Annotated in this window: 16 protein-coding genes; 10 read left to right on the forward strand and 6 right to left on the reverse strand. The window is 65.2% G+C overall.

The genetic code is table 11. The features are described 5' to 3' along the window. Window positions 1-35: 35 nt before the first annotated feature. Window positions 36-1,805: a tannase/feruloyl esterase family alpha/beta hydrolase gene (locus QX128_RS15460; RefSeq protein WP_316237862.1), complete on the reverse strand. Its 1,770-nt coding sequence runs from the start codon at window positions 1,803-1,805 to the stop codon at window positions 36-38. A 486-nt stretch (window positions 1,806-2,291) separates the two neighbouring features. On the opposite strand from QX128_RS15460, the gene QX128_RS15465 reads away from it, so the two are divergent. The 4 genes from QX128_RS15465 to QX128_RS15480 all read left to right on the forward strand — a co-directional run bounded on the left by QX128_RS15465 (window position 2,292) and on the right by QX128_RS15480 (window position 6,269). After that, complete coding sequence (locus tag QX128_RS15465; RefSeq protein ID WP_316180645.1) at window positions 2,292-2,564, forward strand: hypothetical protein; 273 nt, start codon at window positions 2,292-2,294, stop codon at window positions 2,562-2,564. Between the two features lie 235 nt (window positions 2,565-2,799). Beyond that, window positions 2,800-3,690 carry a cation diffusion facilitator family transporter gene (locus QX128_RS15470; protein ID WP_315803064.1) on the forward strand — a complete coding sequence of 297 codons (891 nt, stop codon included), beginning with the start codon at window positions 2,800-2,802 and terminating at the stop codon, window positions 3,688-3,690. Window positions 3,691-4,008: 318 nt separating this feature from the next. Then, window positions 4,009-4,590: a TRAP transporter small permease subunit gene (locus QX128_RS15475; protein ID WP_315803063.1), complete on the forward strand. Its 582-nt coding sequence runs from the start codon at window positions 4,009-4,011 to the stop codon at window positions 4,588-4,590. Window positions 4,591-4,613: 23 nt separating this feature from the next. Beyond that, window positions 4,614-6,269, forward strand: coding sequence for a TRAP transporter large permease subunit (locus QX128_RS15480; RefSeq protein WP_316180643.1), 1,656 nt, complete (start codon window positions 4,614-4,616; stop codon window positions 6,267-6,269). A 96-nt stretch (window positions 6,270-6,365) separates the two neighbouring features. On the opposite strand, the gene QX128_RS15485 is transcribed toward QX128_RS15480, so the two are convergent. From QX128_RS15485 to QX128_RS15500, 4 genes are all read right to left on the reverse strand, one after another. Continuing rightward, window positions 6,366-7,454 carry a TRAP transporter substrate-binding protein gene (locus QX128_RS15485; RefSeq protein WP_316180641.1) on the reverse strand — a complete coding sequence of 363 codons (1,089 nt, stop codon included), beginning with the start codon at window positions 7,452-7,454 and terminating at the stop codon, window positions 6,366-6,368. A 176-nt stretch (window positions 7,455-7,630) separates the two neighbouring features. Next, window positions 7,631-8,725, reverse strand: a complete 1,095-nt coding sequence (locus QX128_RS15490) for a TRAP transporter substrate-binding protein (protein WP_315803060.1) — start codon at window positions 8,723-8,725, stop codon at window positions 7,631-7,633. A gap of 179 nt (window positions 8,726-8,904) precedes the next feature. Then, the gene (locus tag QX128_RS15495; protein ID WP_316180639.1) at window positions 8,905-10,029 is read right to left on the reverse strand and encodes an Mrp/NBP35 family ATP-binding protein; all 1,125 of its coding nucleotides are present in this window, start codon (window positions 10,027-10,029) and stop codon (window positions 8,905-8,907) included. A gap of 132 nt (window positions 10,030-10,161) precedes the next feature. Further along, window positions 10,162-10,608, reverse strand: a complete 447-nt coding sequence (locus QX128_RS15500) for a VOC family protein (RefSeq protein ID WP_316237863.1) — start codon at window positions 10,606-10,608, stop codon at window positions 10,162-10,164. A gap of 259 nt (window positions 10,609-10,867) precedes the next feature. On the opposite strand from QX128_RS15500, the gene QX128_RS15505 reads away from it, so the two are divergent. The 6 genes from QX128_RS15505 to QX128_RS15530 all read left to right on the forward strand — a co-directional run bounded on the left by QX128_RS15505 (window position 10,868) and on the right by QX128_RS15530 (window position 18,450). Continuing rightward, a complete protein-coding gene (locus QX128_RS15505) occupies window positions 10,868-11,737 on the forward strand; it encodes an NAD(P)-dependent oxidoreductase (protein ID WP_316237864.1) in 870 nt (289 codons plus the stop codon). Window positions 11,738-12,078: 341 nt separating this feature from the next. Beyond that, window positions 12,079-14,469, forward strand: a complete 2,391-nt coding sequence (locus tag QX128_RS15510; protein WP_316237865.1) for a TonB-dependent receptor domain-containing protein — start codon at window positions 12,079-12,081, stop codon at window positions 14,467-14,469. Window positions 14,470-14,476: 7 nt separating this feature from the next. Then, on the forward strand, window positions 14,477-15,907 hold the full coding sequence (locus QX128_RS15515) for a PepSY domain-containing protein (protein WP_316216209.1): 1,431 nt from the start codon (window positions 14,477-14,479) through the stop codon (window positions 15,905-15,907). A 137-nt stretch (window positions 15,908-16,044) separates the two neighbouring features. Further along, on the forward strand, window positions 16,045-17,640 hold the full coding sequence (locus tag QX128_RS15520; RefSeq protein WP_316180631.1) for a HAMP domain-containing sensor histidine kinase: 1,596 nt from the start codon (window positions 16,045-16,047) through the stop codon (window positions 17,638-17,640). A gap of 47 nt (window positions 17,641-17,687) precedes the next feature. Continuing rightward, window positions 17,688-17,885, forward strand: a complete 198-nt coding sequence (locus QX128_RS15525; protein ID WP_315803053.1) for a DUF1289 domain-containing protein — start codon at window positions 17,688-17,690, stop codon at window positions 17,883-17,885. 28 nt (window positions 17,886-17,913) lie between these two features. Next, window positions 17,914-18,450 carry a TIGR02281 family clan AA aspartic protease gene (locus QX128_RS15530; RefSeq protein WP_315717625.1) on the forward strand — a complete coding sequence of 179 codons (537 nt, stop codon included), beginning with the start codon at window positions 17,914-17,916 and terminating at the stop codon, window positions 18,448-18,450. A 75-nt stretch (window positions 18,451-18,525) separates the two neighbouring features. Here QX128_RS15530 and dusA read toward each other — a convergent pair whose 3' ends face one another. Beyond that, the gene (gene dusA / locus QX128_RS15535) at window positions 18,526-19,524 is read right to left on the reverse strand and encodes a tRNA dihydrouridine(20/20a) synthase DusA (protein ID WP_316237866.1); all 999 of its coding nucleotides are present in this window, start codon (window positions 19,522-19,524) and stop codon (window positions 18,526-18,528) included. Window positions 19,525-19,629 lie beyond the last annotated feature (105 nt).

The following is a 19,629-nucleotide window of genomic DNA, read 5'->3' on the forward strand; positions in this document are numbered from 1 at the left end:
TCGGCGAGCCGCTTCGCTGTGTTCAAACACCTGCCTCACTGCTCGTCGTGCGGCCCGTGGTCATGACGGTGCCCACCCTCGACGCAAGAGAAGCTCGCCGCGTCGTCGGTGCTGCCGCGGCCGTTGTATCGCGCGATCTTCGGGAACACACAGAGCGGCCGCGTCATCTGCACATCGGGCGCCGTGTCGTTGACGTACTTGGTCGCGACGACGGACCCCGGCGGCGTGCCGTTCTCGACCCAGTCTTGGAGCGCCGGAAGGAAGACGAACGCGTTGGGGCCAGGTCCGCCGCCGCAGTGATACATGCCCGGCACCATGTACAGGCGGGCGTAGCTCAGGGTTCGCTGCAGCCCGGCTCGCACGTGATCGCCGCCGAACCGATCTTCCGCGACGTCAGCACCGACCTGCGCTTCGTCTCCTCGCCGCGTCGCGAAGGACGGGCTGTCGAATTTCACAAGCGAGTTGAAGTAGTCGATCGTGTTCTGCGGCATCACAAGCTCATCGGCCCACCCCTGATACATGATGAGCCGGCCGCCGCGTTCCCGGAAGGCCGTGAGATCCGGGCTGGTGGCGTTCAGCGGCTCGGCCAGCATGGCCTCCACAGCCGGCAGGTCGCGATGGATGTCGAAGTTCGTGTAGTTCACGGCACTGCCGGGCTGCCCGAAGGTCGGACCATAGACCCAATAAAGGGGGCCATCGAACAGCGGCTCGGGAAGCTGCTGCTTGAGCATGATCCCCTTCTCTGACAGGTCCTCGGTCTCGCTGCCGGGCGCAAAGCCCGGGACGATCCTTTCACCGGTCACCGGGTCGACCGTGCCGGCATAATAGTTCTGCATCGTCGTGACCTGTTCCTCGGTCAGGCATGCCGGTGGCACGTCGCCGCCGGTGCATTGCAGGACTTTAGGATCGAACCGGCAGCGCCGCGGATTGTTCAGGAACTGGTCCGTTGCGACTCCGCCATCCCGCCCAGCGCATTGCGCCAGGACGGCCTTGTTGATCAGCGACATCTGACCGGCTTGCATCTGCCGCCCCGGCGTCGCATGCGTGTTGCGCCATCCGAGCGGCGTCGTCGCATACAGGTGTGTGCGATTGTAGGCCGGCGCGCCGACCAGGATGCCGTCATAGTCCTCGGGATAGCGTTGCGCCTCCATCAGTCCGCTGTGGCCTCCGGTGGAGCAGCCGAAGAAATAGGCCCTGGTCGCGCTCTGCTGATAGTATGCTTGTACGATCTCCTTGGCCCGCAGCGTCATCAGGTGGACCGCGCGATGGCCGAAATCAGTGATCCACTCGGGATGCCCGTAGAGCCCGAGGCTCGGGGTCGCCTTGTCGCCGAGAGCGATCGCGAACGCGTTGCCCTTGTTGCCGTCCGATCCGCAGTAGTGCACGGTGCATCCGGAGGTCCCGGTTCCCAGACCGGTGTAGGCAACAGCGTAACCGGCCTTGAGGCGGAACGCGAGGCCGCCATAGTCGTAGTAGCCGCCGAATCCGCCACTGCCGAGGCCGAGAAACCGCCCGCTCCACGTCGACGCCGGCAGCCAGACCTCGATCTTGATCGCCGAATCCACGGTCGGCGCGATCGTCGCGGCGACGCGGCAGAACGCCGGCAGGCCCGTGATGTCTTGCGCCGGATTGCTCCCGGGAACGGTGAAGACGCCGCTCGTGATGTCGGTCGCCAGCGTGATGGTGGTATGCTCGAGCGCGAGCGTCTGCAGGTTGCTGCACGGTGTTGCCGCACACGGCGTCGCGATCTCCGCGATCGCGGTCAGGCCTCCCAGGATCAAGCCGAAAAGACGCAACCCAAGCATGTCCGAGTCCCCGCTTCCCCGTCTGAGCCGACGGCGCATGTGGGCCGCCCCACAACATAAGGTCGCATCAGAATGTGAAGCCCGGAAGAACGTCACCGCAAGCCGAGCCGGTCTGCAAATATCTTCGCGTCGCGTGCCCGCGTTTTGGGAAACGATGTGCGGATCGGCCGAGCACAGACCGTTCGCTCAGCTTCGCCACCGGCATGTCAGGGATCCCGCCGCGGAGACTTTGCGCGATCGTCCGCGTCGCAGCCGACATCGACCAGCGAGCCACCGCGGGCCTGCGCTGGCGTCGCTGCGCCCTGACGAAATCTCGCGTCCATCGTTGCCGACACTGCATCGCATCAACACAGGCTGCGTCTGGCGTGCCGGAACCCCGACCAGTCGACCGAGTTGCAAACGCGGAGAGCGTCGAACGATGAGGACAAGATCTCCTCATCGCCCCCTCGCTCCCCTTTTGGCTGTTCTTGGAAAAGAGAGGCGACGATGAAAGCACCCCTTCTTCTTGCCGGCGCAGTGATCATCGGATCGGTCGCTCCGGCGCTTGCTGACGAATACTACATCGTGCAGGGACCGAGCCATCGCTGCACCATCACCACCACACGCCCCGCCGACCGCGAGGTCGTCACGCAGATCGGACCGATGGCGTTCACCAGCCGCGTGGAAGCCGAGGACCGCATCCGCCAGACCAAGGTCTGCGAGGACGAGGGCACGGTCGGCAGCTCCACCAGCACCACCACGGTCATCAAAGAGAAGTAGTCGGCGGCGTCATTCCTGTTGGCGTTTGCCGACAAGGTCGCGCCCATGTCCGTGGGCGCGACCTTTCTGTTTTCCACAGATCGCTTCTCCATCGGAGCGACACCGCCGCTATAGGCGGTCTCGACGGCCATAAAAACCGGGGGCATCAGCTCCTTCCCGACACCGAACCGCTTCCACCCTGGTTGCGTTCCGCCGCAGCGTTGAGTACCCCAGCGCGGGATCGGATCAGGACATCATGGCCTCGCAATCGCTCAAGCTCGCCATCGGCAGCCTCGTGGTCGGAACGATCGTGCTCGGCCTGAAATATCTTGCCTATTGGATCACCGGCTCGGTCGCGCTCTACTCCGATGCCGTCGAGAGCATCGTCAACGTCGTCACCGCCGTGGTCGCGCTCGGCGCGGTGCGCATCGCCGCCAAGCCCGCGGATGCCAACCATCCGTTCGGCCACCACAAGGTCGAGTACTTCAGCGCGGTGATCGAGGGCGTCATGATCGTCGTGGCGGCGCTGCTCATCATCCATGAGGCCTACGGGAATTTCTTCAATGCGCGCGCGTTTTCGGCGCCTGCGGAAGGCCTCGCGGTGAACGCGCTGGCGAGCGCGATCAATGCGGTCTGGTGCTGGCTGTTGATCACGCGCGGCAAGCGGCTGCGATCGCCGGCGCTGGTGGCGGACGGCCGGCACCTGCTGACGGACGTCGTGTCCTCGGGCGGCGTCGTGGTCGGCCTCGGCCTCGCGGTGATGTTGCAGTTGCCGATCCTCGATCCGGCGCTGGCGGTGCTGGTCGCGGTGAACATCCTGTGGTCGGGATGGCAGGTGCTGAAGGAATCCACCAGCGGGCTGATGGATGAGGCGGTCTCCGACACCACGCTTGCGCGCATCCGCCAGATCATCAGCGCCCATGCCGATGGCGCGCTGGAGGCGCATGATGTCCGGACCCGTCACGCCGGCAAGCTGACCTTCATCGAGTTCCACCTCGTGGTGCCCGGAGAGATGTCGGTCAACCAGGCGCACGAGATCTGCGACCGGATCGAGGCGGCCTTGCGCGAGGACGACGAGCACAGCTGGATCACCATCCACGTCGAACCCGAAAACAAGGCCAAGCATTCCGGCGTGGTGGTGCTGTAAGACCGCCTCGCGCAGGACGCGCTCGGTCGGCCGCATTCGCGCGCCCTCCGCCCTCGGACGCCGCCCGTTCAGCTCCCGGCACCGGCCGCCGATCGCCCGGCTCCGGCAACCGGAGACGGCTGTGGCGCGGCGTCGCCACTCCCGCAACATGTTGCGGCAACGCCCCTTTTTGCCCATTTTTCCGATTGACGGCAACACGAGGCGCTGAAATGGTGCCCTCGTTTTTTGAGCCTGCCGGGCCGGATAGGCCGTTGCGCCATGTGCTGCGCAGCCAGAACGGGCCATGGGACGTCGCAAGACATTTGGGGGAGGATTGCGTTGCAAGCGTTGCTGAAATTGAGCCGTGGGATCGATGCGTTCACGACCTGGACCGGCAAGCGGCTGGCGTGGCTGATCCTGCTGGCCGTCATCATTTCCACGATCAACGCCATCGTCCGCAAGACGCTCGACACCTCGTCGAACTCCTGGCTCGAGCTGCAGTGGGTGCTGTTCTCAGCGGTCTTCCTGCTGTGCTCGCCGTGGACGCTGCTCGACAACGAGCACATCCGCATCGACATCGTCAACGCCATGATGCCCAAATGGCTGCGTGACACCATCGACGTCGTCGGCCACGTGCTCTTCCTGATTCCGCTCTGCGTCGTGATGATCATCACCAGCGTGCCGTTCTTCCTGCGCTCGTTCGAAATCAACGAACAGTCGAGCAATGCCGGCGGCCTGCCGCAATGGCCGGCGAAATCGCTCATCATGATCGGCTTCGTGTTCCTGCTGGCGCAGGCCATCTCCGAGCTGATCAAGCGCATCGCCGTGATGCGCGGGCTCATCCCTGATCCCCACGCTGCGAAATCCCACGGGATCGAGGCCGAGGTCGAGCACCTCGTCGAAGCGATCGAAAAGAAGTAAGCGGCGGGCTGGGGGATACTTCAATGACAGCTTTTCTGATCGCCAACATGGCGCCGATCATGTTCGGCTCGCTGGTCGTGATGCTGCTGCTCGGCTATCCGGCAGCCTTCTCGCTCGGCGCCGTCGGCCTGTTCTACGCCCTCGTCGGTATCGAGCTCGGCGAATTCCGGCCGGACTTCCTGCAGGCGCTACCGGAACGCGTCTACGGCGTGATGAACAACGACACGCTGCTGGCGATTCCGTTCTTCACTTTCATGGGCCTGGTGCTGGAAAGATCCGGCATGGCCGAGGACCTGCTGGACACCATCGGCCAGCTGTTCGGCACCATCCGCGGCGGCCTCGCCTATGCGGTCGTGTTCGTCGGCGCGCTGCTCGCGGCCACCACTGGCGTGGTCGCCGCCTCCGTGATCTCGATGGGCCTGATCTCGCTGCCGATCATGCTGCGCTACGGCTACGACCGCCGGCTTGCCAGCGGCATCATCGCCGCCTCCGGGACCTTGGCGCAGATCATCCCGCCGTCGCTGGTCCTGATCGTCATGGCCGACCAGCTCGGCAAGTCCGTCGGCGACATGTACGAGGGCGCCTTCATCCCCGGCCTCGTGCTGTCCGCGATCTATGCGCTCTACGCCTTCCTGACCAGCATGATCTTTCCGAAATCGGCGCCCGGCCTGCCGGCCGATGCGATCGGCTTTCGCGAGGACTCGGGCGACCGCGGCCTGAAATCGCTGGGCGTGCTGTTTCTGGCGAGCTGCGTGTTCGGCTGGTTCATGATGCGCGGCTCGGAATATCACGGCGCCGACTTCGTCGTGCTGAGCATGTTCTACGGCATCGTGTTTGCCTTCGCCGTCGCAGTCGTGAACTGGGTGCTGGAGCGCACCACCGGATACCGCTTCCTGTCCCGCATGGCGCAGCAGACCACCTTCGTGATGGTGCCGCCGCTGTTCCTGATCTTCCTGGTGCTCGGCACGATCTTCATCGGGCTCGCGACGCCGACCGAGGGCGGCGCGATGGGCGCTGCCGGCGCGATCATCCTCGGCGCGATCAAGCGGCGGCTCAGCTTCGACCTGGTCCGCCAGGCGGTCGAGTCCACCGCAAAACTGTCGGCCTTCGTGGTCTTCATCCTGGTCGGTGCGCGCGTGTTCTCGCTGACCTTCTACGGCGTCAACGGCCATGTCTGGGTCGAGCACCTATTGACGTCACTGCCCGGCGGCCAGATCGGCTTCCTGATCTTCGTCAACGCCTTCGTGTTCGTGCTGGCGTTCTTCCTCGACTTCTTCGAGCTGGCCTTCATCATCATTCCGCTGCTGGGGCCCGCGGCCGAAAAGCTCGGCATCGACCTGATCTGGTTCGGCGTCATCCTCGGCGTCAACATGCAGACCTCGTTCATGCATCCGCCGTTCGGCTTCGCGCTGTTCTATCTGCGCTCGGTGGCGCCGAAGGAGTCCTATCTCGACCGCGTCACCGGCAAGCGGATGGAGCCGGTGACGACCGGCCAGATCTACTGGGGCGCCGTGCCGTTCGTCGTGATTCAGTTGGTCATGGTGATGCTGGTGATCCTGTTCCCCTCGATGGTCATGCACTACAAGGGCGCGGCCTCGACCGTCGATCCGAACTCGATCAAGATCGAGATTCCGCAGATCGATGCGCCGCCGCTCGACTTCGGCCCGCCGAAATTCTGATGGCGCAGATGCTCCATCGTCGCGACAATGAAAAACCCCGGCGCGCTGCGCCGGGGTTTTGTTTTGTCTGCCTCCTGACGCGATACGGCGCCGGCCTCAGCTCTGCGAGTTGCGCGCCATGAAGGCGTCGTAGCCGATCTCGGCGACCTGGAACCAAGAGTAGCCATTGCCGGAGAAGGCCGACAACGACTCATAGGTCTTCTTGAAGTCGGGGTTGGTGGCCGCGACCTCGCTGTGCAGTTCGCGGGCGGCCTTCAGGCATGCCTGCATGATCTCCGGCGAGAACGCATGCAGCTTGGCACCGGCGGCGAGCAGCCGGCGCAGCGCCGCCGGATTGCTCTGGTCGTACTTCGCCATCATCCAGTTGTTGGCATAATGGCCGGCATGCTCGAGGATCTTCTGATAGTTCTTGGGCAGCGCATTCCAACGATCCTGGTTGACGAAGGAGAGCAGCATCGGCCCGCCTTCCCACCAGCCCGGATAGTAGTAATGCGGCGCGACCTTGACGAAGCCGAGCTTCTCGTCGTCGTACGGACCGACCCACTCAGCCGCATCGATCGTGCCCTTCTCCAGCGCAGGATAGATGTCGCCGCCGGCGATCTGCTGCGGCACCGCGCCAAGCTTCTGCAGCACGCGGCCGGCAAAGCCACCGATGCGGAATTTCAGTCCCTTGAGATCGTTGACGCCGGTGAGCTCCTTGCGGAACCAGCCGCCCATCTGACAACCGGTGTTGCCGGCAAGCAGCGAGACGACATTGTACTTCGTGTAGAACTCGTTGAGGATCTCACGTCCTCCGCCGAGCATGTACCAGGCCTGGTTGATGCGCATGTTCGGCCCGAACGGGACCGACGAGCCGAAGGTGAACGTCGGGTCCTTGCCGAAGTAGTAGTACGACGCGGTGTGGCCGATTTCGACGGTGCCGTTCTGCACGGCGTCGAGGACCTGCAGGCCGGGGACGATTTCGCCGGCCGCGAACGGCTGGATCTGGAATTTGTTGTCGGTGGCTTCGCCGACCACCTTGGCCATGATCTCGGCGCCGCCATACAAGGTGTCGAGCGATTTCGGCCAGCTCGTCGGCATGCGCCATTTCAGCTCCGGCATCGATTGTGCGATGGCCGGCGCTGCGATCGCGGCCGCGCCAGCGGCGCCAAGCCCGGTCACCTTGATGAAGTCTCTCCGCTTCATAGTTCTTCCCTCCCTGGGGGTCATTGTGTTCGTTTCCTGAGCAGCCTTCTTTGTGAGGCTTCAGTTCCAGTGTGGATCAAAGTGCGTCGGAGTGCCATTGCGAAACGTTGCCGCAACGCAAAAGCCCGGCCTCTTGCGAGGCCGGGCTCAAGTCGATCCGCCGATTGAAGCTACGATCAGCCGCGGGTACGCGAGCGGATCATAAAGCTGTCATAGGTGTACTCGGCGACCTGCCACCACAGATACTCATCCGAGCGGTAGGCCTGCATCGCGTCGATGACCTTCTTGAAGTCGGCGTTCTTGGCCGAGATCTCGCCCCACAGCTCGTTGGTCGCCTTGAGACAGGCTTCGAGCACCTCGTTGGTGAACGGACGCAGCTGCGTGCCCCCGGCAACCAGGCGCTTCAGCGCCGCCGGGTTCACCTGGTCGTAGCGCGCGGCCATCCAGGTATTGGCGTTGACCGTCGCGTTGGCGAGGATCGACTGATAGTGCTTCGGCAGCTCGTTATACTTGTCGAGGTTGGCGAATGCGTGGACGGTCGGACCGCCTTCCCAGAAGCCCGGATAGTAGTAGTACTTGGCAACCTTCTGGAAGCCGAGCTTCTCGTCGTCATACGGACCGACCCACTCGGCCGCGTCGATGGTGCCCTTCTCCAGTGACGGGTAGATGTCGCCACCCGCGAGCTGCTGCGGCACGACGCCGAGCTTCTGCAGCACCTGGCCGGCGATGCCGCCGATGCGGAACTTCAGGCCCGAGAGGTCGGCGACGGTCTTGATCTCCTTGCGGAACCAGCCGCCCATCTGGGTGCCGGTATTGCCGCAGGGGAAGCCGATCACGTTGGCCGACTTCTTGAAGAACTCGTTGGCGAGCTCGTTGCCGCCGCCCTGATATAGCCAGGAGTTCTGCTGCCGGGCGTTGAGGCCGAACGGCACCGACGCGAAGATCGCGAAGGTCGGGTCCTTGCCGACGTAATAATACGACACCGTATGGCACATCTCGACGGTGTTCTTGGAGGTCGCGTCGAGCGCCTGCAGACCCGGAACCAGCTCACCGGCCTGGAAGACCTGGATCTGGAACTTGTTGTCGGTCATCTCGGCGACCTGCTTCGCCAGGTACTCGGCGCCGCCATAGATCGTGTCGAGCGACTTCGGGAAGCTCGAGGTCAACCGCCACTTGATTTCCGGCATCGACTGCGCGATCGCCGGCGAGGCCACCGCAGCCGTCGCCGCGGCACCGGCGGCCGAAACCTTCAGAAAATCACGACGCTTCATATTAAGGCATCTCCTTGTTGGGGGCGTTTCCCGTTGAAAAAGCATTTATCCGCCGATGCGATTGGCCGCACACGGTCGAAGGCGATCCGGGCCGGGCTTTAGCACGGAACCGGTTAAGCGAAAACGCGACGTTGGAATGACAAACGGTCCAATAGTCGCACGCGCTTCGCTGCAGTGCATCAAGCAGCGGCGATGGCGTCCTTGAGCTGATCCCGCACCGACGCGGCGATGGTCCTGTAGATCGCGGCATGCGGACCCTTCGGCTCGCTCTCGACCACCGGGTTGCCGGCGTCCGACGTCGAGCGGATGTCCATGTGCAGCGGGATCTCGCCGAGGAACGGCACGCCGAGCCGCTCGGCCTCGTGGCGCGCGCCGCCATGACCGAAGATGTCGGACCGGGTGCCGCATTGCGGGCACTGGAAGTAGCTCATGTTCTCGATGATGCCGAGCACGGGCACGTTGACCTTGCGGAACATCGCAAGCCCGCGGCGGGCGTCGATCAGCGACAGGTCCTGCGGCGTCGACACGATCACCGCGCCCTTCAGCGGCACGTTCTGCGCCAGCGTCAGCTGGGCATCGCCGGTGCCCGGCGGCATGTCGACGACGAGCACGTCGAGCGTGCCCCACGCGACGTCGCGCAGCATCTGGTTGATCGCCGACATCACCATCGGGCCGCGCCAGATCATCGGGCTGTCCTCGTCGACGAGAAAGCCGATGGACATGATCGACAGGCCGAAGCGCGACAGCGGAATCATCTTCTTGTCGTCGGTGAGCTTGGGCTTTTCCTGCAGCCCGGTCAGCCGCGGCACCGACGGGCCGTAGATGTCGGCGTCGAGCAGCCCGACCTTGAGGCCGAGATCGCGCAAGCCCAGCGCGAGATTGATCGCGGTGGTCGACTTGCCGACACCGCCCTTGCCCGAGGCCACGGCGATGACGGCCGCGATACCCGGAATCGCGGCCTGCCGGGACATCGGCGAGTCCGCCGGATGCTGGTGCGGACGATGCGCCGAGACCGGCTGCACCCCGCCTTGCCGCGGCGGCGGGGCGGCAGCGCCCGCCTTGCGCTCGGCGGTCAGCGCGATCATCGCCATGGTCACGCCGGGAATGGCGCGCACGGCGGCTTCGGCTTGCGCCCGGGTGTCTTCCCAGGCGCGAGCCTCGCTGGCCTCGACATTGATCGAGAAGAACACCTTGCCGTCATTGGCCGTGATCGGCGACAGCACGCCGGCGTCCGGCAGCGCCACGCCACGTGGCGAGCGGACCCGCTTGAGTGCCTCGATAACCTGCTGCTGCGTCACGCTCACGGCGCGTCTCCTGAAATAGCTCAGAACGCGCCACATCGTCGCGCCCTATCCTGTTGGCCGGACATGATCTTCCGTCGTCTGCGACGGCACCGCTCCGGCCCTGCGTTGCGCCGCTTCATAAAGCCGACCGGCTCAAAACGCCACCATGGTTCCGATGTCGGAGGCGGTCTCCACCGGCGCATCCTCGGCCTGCTCTTTCGCTGCCTCGTAATTGAGCTCGATCATCACGCCGTTGGGGTCGCGCACAAAGATCTGCCACAGCTCCCCGCCCGGCACCTGCCGCGCTTCGAACGGCATGCCCTTCTCGGCGAGCCGGGCCTTCATGCCGGCGAAGCCGCGGCTGACGAAGGCGACATGGTGGACGACGCCGGAGTCCGGCTTCTGTGCCTCGGAGGTCGGCGAGATGTCGACCAGGTGCACCACCGGGCGGCCCTCGCTGTACATCCAGGCGCCAGGAAAGGCGAAGTCCGGACGGGCGCCGTTCTCCAGCCCGAGCACGTCTTCATAGAAGCGCACGGTCTCGGCGAGGTTGCGGGTCCGGATGTTGAAATGATCGAGCACGCCGACGCTGACGCCCATGCGAGACACTCCCTGGCTGGTTCGTTGGTTGACTGGATTTCGTTGCCGGATGGCGGCTTTGCAAGCCGTCATGATGATGCCTCTTTAGCACGCGGCGGCGCTTTCGCATCCGTCACGAAGCCGTTGCCCCCGCCTCGCAAGCCGGTATGGTGCGGCGTCCAGCACCGCCGCGACCGCGCCGGGTGCTGATGTGTTCCTTTCAAGAACAGCCCGGCCCTCTCAAGGCCGCCGGCAGAACCCCAAGGTCAAGGTAGCTCATATGGCTAAAGTCGCTTTCATCGGTCTCGGCGTCATGGGTTTCCCCATGGCAGGACACCTCGTGAAGAAGGGCGGTCACGAGGTCACGGTCTACAACCGCACCTCGGCCAAGGCGAAGGAATGGGCCGACAGGTTCGGCGGCCAGGCAGCACCGACGCCGAAGCAGGCCGCGGAAGGCCAGGACTTCGTGATGTGCTGCGTCGGCAATGATAACGACCTGCGCTCGGTCACGATCGGCCCGGACGGCGCCTTCGCCGGCATGGCCAAGGGCGCGACCTTCGTCGACCACACCACCGCCTCGGCTGAAGTGGCACGTGAGCTCGACGCCGCAGCCACCAAGGCCGGCTTCAAATTCATCGATGCGCCGGTGTCCGGCGGCCAGGCCGGCGCCGAGAACGGCGTGCTGACGGTGATGTGCGGCGGCACCGCGGACGCCTATGCCGGCGCCGAACCGGTGATCGCGGCCTATGCCCGGATGTGCAAGCTGCTGGGACCGGCCGGCAGCGGCCAGCTGACCAAGATGGTCAACCAGATCTGCATCGCCGGTCTCGTGCAGGGCCTGTCCGAGGGCATCCATTTCGCGAAGAAGTCCGGCCTCGACGTCCCCGCCGTGATCGAGACCATCTCCAAGGGCGCCGCACAGTCGTGGCAGATGGAGAACCGCTACAAGACCATGAACGATGGCAAGTATGACTTTGGTTTTGCGGTGGAATGGATGCGCAAGGACCTGTCGATCTGCCTCAGCGAAGCGCGCCGCAACGGCGCCCATCTGCCGGTCACCGCGCTGGTCGACCAGTTCTATTCCGAGGTCGAGAAGCTCGGCGGCAAGCGCTGGGACACGTCGAGCCTGCTGGCCCGTCTGGAGAAGTAGTCCCGGGGCTTGTCGACACCATCAAGCGGCCGCCCTCGGTTCGACGGGCGGCCGTTTTGCATTGGACTCGGTATGCGAGCCGGACCCGCCCTGTCGTCGACGCCAGATGCTCTGAATGACATCGGAACGCTCCATTGCGCCCCCTGCGACTCGCTGATACCCGTTGCAATCGCTAATCGTTCGCATGTGTTGCCAGATCGAGACACCCTCCAGCCGGAATCGTTTACTTGTAATGTTATAACATTATATTTTCGGAGGTTTAAGCTAACTCTCGTCCGGGCATCGTGAACGTAAGGGGGGCGCAGGCGCCGGCTCAGTCCGGACCTGCGGTGGGGATCAGAATGAGCGTGCGGACGATCTGGGGGTCGATATCGTTGGCGGGACTTGTGGCCGGGTGGTCAGCTGGCCACATGGCTCACGCGCAGCAAACGGCAAGCCCCGCCGTAACACCGGCGGCCAACACGTTGCTTCCGGATGTAACGGTCGACGCACCGCGGCAGCGGCCAGTGTCCGACCGGACGCAATCGCGTGGCCGAACGGCGGGCCGGACCACCCGTCCCGTCCAGCAACGCGGGACCGCGCCAGCGCAGGCAGCGCCATCCGTTCCCTCACAGGCCACCAACGCGACCGCGACCCCGCTCAACGGCAACGCCATCCCGGCAGCCGGCAGCCGGCTCGGCCTGGCCGCGCGCGAGGTGCCGGCGACGGTCGAGGTGATCGGCGCCGAGACGCTGCGCGAGCAGGGCTATCACACGACCGTCGACGCGGTGAAAGGCGCCACCGGCGTCAGCGCCGGCGATGCGCCGAACGACGTCGGCTTTGCGATGCGCGGCTTCCAGGGCAACCAGGTCAACGTCCTCTATAACGGCATCAACATCGGGCCGACCGGATTCACCGCGCTGACGATGGAGACCTTCAACCTCGACCGCGTCGAGTTTCTCAAGGGCCCCTCCTCGCTGATCTCAGGCCAGGGGGCGGTCGGCGGCACCATCAATTTCGTCACCAAGACCCCGCACAGCGGCCCGGTCGAGAGCGAAGCCTTCGTCGGCTTCGACCAGCGCGGCACATTCCGCAGCTGCTTCGGCTCCGGCGGCAGCACGACCGTCAAGGGCCTGGACTATCGTTTCGACATCAGCCGGACCAAGGAGGTCGGCTTCATCGACGACACCGAGTTCAAGAATGTCCATGTCTCCGGCCAGCTCGACTACCGGCTGTCCGAGAGCTTCAAGACCTTCTTTGCCGCCGAGTTCAAGGACTACAAGGCCAAGCCCTATGAGGGCACGCCGCTGGCGCCGGTGGCCTATAGCGGCGCGAACGCAACCAGCGGCATCGTCTCGGGCTCCAAGATCTCCGCCTACAACGGCAGCGATCTCGGCGCCGTCACGATCGACGGCCGCACGCTGTCGACCAACTACAACGTGGTCGACGGCCACAAGACCATCAAGGAATCCTGGGTCCGCAGCGGCTTCGAATGGGACCTGAACAACGCAGTCACGCTGCGGAGCCAGATCTACAACTACAACGCCAGCCGCGACTGGTACAATAACGAGGTCTCGGCCTTCAACGCGAACACCAATCTGGTCGATCGCGAGCGCTTCTTCGTCCATCACAACCACAACATGGTCGGCAACATCACCGACGTGATATGGAACGGCAACATCTTCGGTCTCGCCAACCGGCTCGTCACCTCGGTCGAGAGCTCGCATACCGACTTCACGCGACCCGGCGCGGCCAATTTTCCCGGCGATTCAGTCCCGCTGATCGGCTTCGATCGCGGCACCTATGGTAAGCTGAGGACACAGCTTCAGACCGCCACGATCGACAGCGTCGCGCTCAATCTCGAAGACCGCTTGAGGCTGACCAACAGCTTCGCGCTGGTCGGAGGGCTGCGCTACAACCCGTTCACGCTCGACCGCAATTGGATCCGCAATGGCGCCGAGCGGCCCGGCTTCCCCTATTCCAAGAGCTGGCAACCGGTCACGGGACGCATCGGCTATACCTGGGAGGCGCTGCCGGGCACGATGTTCTACAGCCAATATGCGACGGCAACCGACATCTCGGCCGACAGCATCTTCATCCTCACTCCGACGCAAAACCTGACGCTGTCGGATTCGCGCAGCTACGAGACCGGCGTCAAGCGGCTCGCATGGAACGGCCGCGCGGAATGGACCTTCTCGGCCTTCGACATCGAGCGCAACAACGTCTACAGCGCCCAGGCCGGCCAGCAGCTCAACCTTGCCGGCAAGGTCAAATCGCAAGGCATCGAGCTGTCGGCTGCGGTGCGGCCGACGCCGGAGAGCAGGCTCTGGGGCAATTTCGCCTATGTCCGCGCCCGCTATGCCGATTATGATCTCGCCGGCGGCGGCTCGTTCTCGGGCAACACGCCACCCAACATCCCCGCCGTCATCGTCAATGGCGGCGGCTCCTACCGCTTCCTCAATCCCGGCTGGTGGCCGGTCGAGCTCGGTTTCTCCGTCCGCCACGTGGGCGACCGCTGGAGCACCGATGCCAACACGGTGAAACTGCTCGCCTACACCACGGCCGACCTGTTCGCCTTCATCGACCTGCCGAAGGTGCCGCTGTTCGCCACCGCGACCAGCACGCGGCTCGCCTTCCGGGTCCGCAACGTCACCGACCGGCGCTACGCGGCCTGGAGCGATCCGTTCTATCCCGACCAGATCTTCCTCGGCGCGCCCCGCACCTACGAGGTCGAAGCCTCGTTCAAGTTCTGATGGCCGCATGATCCGGGCGCTGATCCTCACGCACCGCTGGCTGAGCATCCCGCTCGGTCCGCTGCTCGTGCTGTGGTTCGCGACTGGGATCGTGATGCACTACGTGCCATTCCCGGCGCAGACCGAGAGCGAGCGCTTCGCCGCGCTGCCCGTGCTCGACGTCGCCATGTCGCTGCACGGTCCCGCGGAGGCCCTCGCCAAAGCTGGAATCGACCATCCAGACCGCATCCGCCTGGTGCAGCGCATGGATGGCCCGGTCTATGTCATCTCGACCGCCGGCCGCAGCACGGCCATTCATGCCGACACGCTGGCCACAGCCGAGGTGAGCGCCCCCGACATCGCCCTGTCGATCGCACGCGCGGCAGCGCAGCGGCGCGGGCTCGAAGCCGACGGCGCCGCCGTTGCAGCTCTGGACGACTACGACCAATGGACGGTGCCGAACCGGTTCGACGTGCATCGTCCGTTGCACCGGATCGCGCTCAACGATCCCGGCGGCACCGAGCTCTATGTCTCCTCGCGCACCGGCGAGGTCGTGCTCGACACGACTCGGTTCGAACGCGCCTGGAACTACGTCGGCAGCGTCGTTCATTGGATCTATCCGACCATCCTGCGCAAGGACTGGGCGGCCTGGAACGCTGCCGTGTGGTGGCTGTCGCTCGCGGCGGTCGTCGCCGCCGTGAGCGGCGCCCTGCTCGGCCCGATGCGGCTGAGATATCATGAGGCGCGGCTGTGCTCGCGCTACCGCGGCTGGCACCTGTGGCATCATTGGGCCGGCCTGATCTGCATGCAGTTCGTGCTGACGTGGATGGTCAGCGGCTGGCTGTCGATGGACCATGGCAGGCTGTTTGCGACCGGCCGTCTGACGCCGTCCGAGCAAGCCATTCTCGTCGGCGCGCCGGATTGGACCGACGCGACCGCGGGCGCGCTCGCGGCGGTGCATGGCGGGGTCCGCGAGATCGAGTGGTTCGCCTTCGGCGGCCGCCTCTATCAGCGCATCCGGCGCGCGCCGAGTCAGCAGCAGATTTCGCTGCTGGACGGCGCATCGGCACGCATCGTCGGCCGCTTCCTGCAGCCGGCCGACGTCAATGCCGCGGCGTCCCGCCTGCGCGGCGACTGCGCGCGCTCGTCCGAAGTCGAGCCGGGCGACGACTATCCGTTTGTTTCCGATGTGCCGGGCGCGCCGGTCCATCGCGTGATCTGCGGCGACACCTGGTATCAGGTCGACGCCGCCTCCGGCGCAGTGCTCGAGAAGCTCGACCCATCCCGGCGCGCCTATCGGTGGCTCTATCAGGCGCTGCACACGCTCGACTTTCCGGCCCTGCTTGCGCAGGCGGCGCTGCGCACGTTTCTCATCGTCGGCCTCTGCGCGATCGGCCTCGTCTTCAGCATCACCGGCGTGGTGATCGGCTGGCGCCGCCTGCGCATGCAGCTCCGCTGAGCCTCGCCACAATGGTTAATTTAACGCGCGGTTAACGCAAATTTTTCGTTGTCTATAATCCGTCTTAAGGATTTGGGCCCAGTTATAGACAATGCAGAAAGCAGCCCGTACCTCGCGGGCAGGATTTGTGTTGTTTGATGAGTAAACCCGCTGAAAAGCCTGAGGTCGTCGAGCTTCCGGCAGATCCGCCGGCGCTTGCACCAGCAAGCCAGCGCCGGGCCGCGCAGCAGCGGGTGCGCGAGGCGCGCGACCGGTTAACGTCGACATCGGGAACGCGTCCGGCCTTCGACCGCGAGCTGCTGCGCCAATACGCGCAGACCCGCATCTCCGCCTCCTACATCGTCGTGCTGCTGGTGGTGGCAACCGGCCTGATGCTCAGCGTGTGGCTGCATACGATCGCGGCCGGCGCCTGGACGCTCGGCGTGCTCTGCATTCATGCGGCGATCGTGCGCAACTGCTCGAACTTCCTCGCCGACCAGCCGTCGCTGGCGGCGACGCGGCGCTGGCGCACGCGCTTCGTGCTGCTCGACCTGCTCTACGGCGTGTGCTGGATGGCGATCCTGATCCATCCGGCGCTCGCGGCGGTGTCGGGCACGCTGATGATGTTCCTGATGCTGCTGGTGATCGCGGTCTCCAGCATGCTCGCCGCCAACCTGCCGATCGCAGCCGTCGCCGTCACCGCGCCGGTGACGGTCGCGATCACGCTGAGCCTCGCGCTGTCGGGCACGTTCGACAACTACCTGCTCGCCGGGTTCGCCGTCGCGGCCGAAGGCTATTTCGTGCTGCTCGCCCATCAGCTGCACGCGACGACGCTCGCCACGCTCGAAGCACGCGCCGAGAAGGACGCCCTGATCGGCGAGCTCGAGCAGGCGAAGGCGATCTCCGACGAGGCGCGCTACCGTGCGGAGGCCGCCAACGTCGCGAAGTCGCGATTCCTCGCGCAGATGAGCCACGAGCTGCGGACGCCGCTGAACGCCATCCTCGGCTTTTCAGAGGTGATGAAGAGCGAGATCTTCGGCGTGCATGCGGTGCCGGTCTACAAGGAATATTCGGCCGACATCCACAATTCAGGCGTCCACCTGCTCAACCTCATCAACGAGATCCTCGATCTCTCGCGCATCGAGGCCGGCCGCTACGAGCTGAACGAGGAGGCCGTGGCGCTGGTGCACGTGATCGCCGACTGCCACCATTTGCTGAAGCTGCGCGCAACGAGCCGCGGCATCACCATTCACGAGGTGTTCGAGCAGAAGATGCCGCGGCTGTGGGCCGACGAGCGCGCGATCCGCCAGGTGGTGCTCAACCTGCTGTCCAACGCCATCAAGTTCACGCCGCAGGGCGGCGACATCTGGCTGAAGGCCGGCTGGACGGCCTCGGGCGGACAATATCTCAGCGTCAAGGACACCGGCTCGGGCATCCCCGAGAACGAGATTCCGATCGTGCTCGCCTCGTTCGGCCAGGGCTCCAACTCGATCAAGTCGGCCGAACAGGGCGCAGGATTAGGTCTGCCCATCGCCAAGAACCTGATCGAGATGCATGGCGGCACGTTCACGCTGAAATCGAAGGTCCGCATCGGCACCGAGGTGATCGTCACCTTCCCGCCGGAGCGGGTGATGTCGGCGCTCGCTCCGCTGTCGGACGAGGCACCGCCATTGCAGCCGGAACACGCGATCGCCCCCGCTCAGGAGAAGCGTCGGGTCCGCAAGCCGATCATGAATGCCGGAACGGGACTGTGAGATGATTGCACTTGCACGACAGTGGCAGAACCTTTCAAACTCGCGCCATGAGCCAGGAGACGCCCTGCATCGCCGTCTGCATGATCGACCCGAAGACGAAGCTCTGCTTCGGCTGCGGACGCACGCTGCCGGAGATCGCCCGCTGGGGCCGCATGTCGACCGACGAGCGGCTGGCGCTGATGGACGGGCTGCCGTCCCGCATGCACGACGCCGGCCTGCCCGCGCTGGCGCGTCGGCGCGACTGAGCGCCTCGGTGCCGACGGGAGGCGCGGCATGAACAAGGTCGTGCTCGTTTTCGTCACCATGGTGCTCACCGCGGGCGCCGTGATCGTCTACAAGGACCCCGAGCAGGCAGCGCTCGCAAGCGACACCGTGTCGGAGGTTCTGCGCAGCCGCGCGCTCCGCGCCAAGGCGAGCCCTCCGACCAACGCGGTCGAGATCGAGCGCACCAGAGGCGGCGAGTTCGCATTGCGCGCCAAGATCAACGGCGTCACCGCGCCGATGGTGGTCGACACCGGCGCCACATCGGTGGTGCTGACCTACGAGACTGCCAAGGCCGCAGGCCTGCCGCTCGAACTGCTCGCCTACGACGTCGACGTCGAAACTGCCGGTGGCCATACCAAGGCGGCGCGGCTGACGTTGGACCGGCTCGCGATCGGCAAACTGGTGGAGCGCTCGGTGCCGGCGCTGGTGGTGCCGCACGGCCAGATGAAGACCAACCTGCTCGGCATGAGCTTCCTCGACCGGCTGGAGCGCTGGGAAGTGCGCTCCGACCGGCTGATGCTGCACGGCTTTCCCGACCGCAGCTGAGGAGCTGGGCCTCGTCGCAGCCAGCAGAGAGATCGCGCGCCAGGCCGTCGCCGAACTGCCGCTGGCCTGAGCCGCTCAGGCCAGCGCAGCAACCGCTGGGCGCTCCTCGACCATCGCGACCGCCTCGCGCAGTACCTCGATGCCGGCGTCTGGCTTGACGCCACGCTCGGCGAGATGGCGGCGGAATGCGCGTGCGCCGGGCACCGCGTGATAGGCGCCGACGAGATGCCGCGTGATCGCGTGCAGCCGCGCGCCCTGCCCGAGCTGGCGCACGATGTAGGGCTCGAGCGCCGCCAACGCATCCTTCATGGTCCGATGCGGCGCGACCTCGCCGAACAGGACGGGATCGACATCGAGCAGCCGCCACGGCTCCTGATAGGCCGCTCGCCCAAGCATCACGCCATCGACATGCGCGAGATGACCTTGCGCAGCTTCGATGCTGCCGATGCCGCCATTGATGATGACGGGCACGTGCGGCAGCCTCGCCTTCAACCGGTACACCCTGTCGTAGTCGAGCGGCGGAACGTCACGGTTCTCCTTTGGCGACAAGCCGTTCAGCCACGCCTTGCGCGCGTGCACGATCAACGCGTCGGCGCCGCTATCGACGACCGCGTCCGCCAGCGCATCGAGCGCGACCTCCGGATCCTGATCGTCGATGCCGATGCGGCACTTCACGGTGACGGGAATGCGAACGGCGTGCTTCATCGCGGCGACGCAGGCGGCCACGAGCGCGGGCTCGGCCATCAAACAGGCGCCGAAGCGGCCGTCCTTCACCCGGTCCGACGGACAGCCGACATTGAGGTTGATCTCATCGTAGCCGAAATCCTCGCCGATCCTGGCCGACGTCGCGAGATCGCCGGGGTCGGAGCCGCCGAGCTGCAGCGCCACCGGATGCTCGCTGGCATCGAAGCCGAGCAGCCGCTGCCGGTCCCCATGAATGACGGCGCCGGTCGTGACCATCTCGGTATAGAGCAACGCCCGGCGCGACAGCAGCCGATGGAACACCCGGCAGTGCCGATCGGTCCAGTCCATCATAGGCGCCACGGCAAATCTATGTAATTGATTTATCTGCATTTTTCGATTAAGTTCAATTCGTTAGGTCGCGTCGTGTGCACTCTACTCTACGCCATAGTGCGACGTTTTTTCCGGCTTTTCGACGCCTCAGTGCACACGGAGCGC

Source organism: Bradyrhizobium sp. SZCCHNR1015 (genome assembly GCF_032489875.1).
GTDB lineage: Bacteria > Pseudomonadota > Alphaproteobacteria > Rhizobiales > Xanthobacteraceae > Bradyrhizobium.

Bases quoted from the DNA above. Each gene is read 5' to 3' on its own strand.
- QX128_RS15460 (WP_316237862.1), bottom strand. From the start codon at position 1,805: ATGCTTGGGTTGCGTCTTTTCGGCTTGATCCTGGGAGGCCTGACCGCG.
- QX128_RS15465 (WP_316180645.1), top strand. From the start codon at position 2,292: ATGAAAGCACCCCTTCTTCTTGCCGGCGCAGTGATCATCGGATCGGTC.
- QX128_RS15470 (WP_315803064.1), top strand. From the start codon at position 2,800: ATGGCCTCGCAATCGCTCAAGCTCGCCATCGGCAGCCTCGTGGTCGGA.
- QX128_RS15480 (WP_316180643.1), top strand. From the start codon at position 4,614: ATGACAGCTTTTCTGATCGCCAACATGGCGCCGATCATGTTCGGCTCG.
- QX128_RS15485 (WP_316180641.1), bottom strand. From the start codon at position 7,454: ATGAAGCGGAGAGACTTCATCAAGGTGACCGGGCTTGGCGCCGCTGGC.
- QX128_RS15490 (WP_315803060.1), bottom strand. From the start codon at position 8,725: ATGAAGCGTCGTGATTTTCTGAAGGTTTCGGCCGCCGGTGCCGCGGCG.
- QX128_RS15500 (WP_316237863.1), bottom strand. From the start codon at position 10,608: ATGGGCGTCAGCGTCGGCGTGCTCGATCATTTCAACATCCGGACCCGC.
- QX128_RS15505 (WP_316237864.1), top strand. From the start codon at position 10,868: ATGGCTAAAGTCGCTTTCATCGGTCTCGGCGTCATGGGTTTCCCCATG.
- QX128_RS15510 (WP_316237865.1), top strand. From the start codon at position 12,079: ATGAGCGTGCGGACGATCTGGGGGTCGATATCGTTGGCGGGACTTGTG.
- QX128_RS15515 (WP_316216209.1), top strand. From the start codon at position 14,477: ATGATCCGGGCGCTGATCCTCACGCACCGCTGGCTGAGCATCCCGCTC.
- QX128_RS15520 (WP_316180631.1), top strand. From the start codon at position 16,045: ATGAGTAAACCCGCTGAAAAGCCTGAGGTCGTCGAGCTTCCGGCAGAT.
- QX128_RS15525 (WP_315803053.1), top strand. From the start codon at position 17,688: ATGAGCCAGGAGACGCCCTGCATCGCCGTCTGCATGATCGACCCGAAG.
- QX128_RS15530 (WP_315717625.1), top strand. From the start codon at position 17,914: ATGAACAAGGTCGTGCTCGTTTTCGTCACCATGGTGCTCACCGCGGGC.
- dusA (WP_316237866.1), bottom strand. From the start codon at position 19,524: ATGCAGATAAATCAATTACATAGATTTGCCGTGGCGCCTATGATGGAC.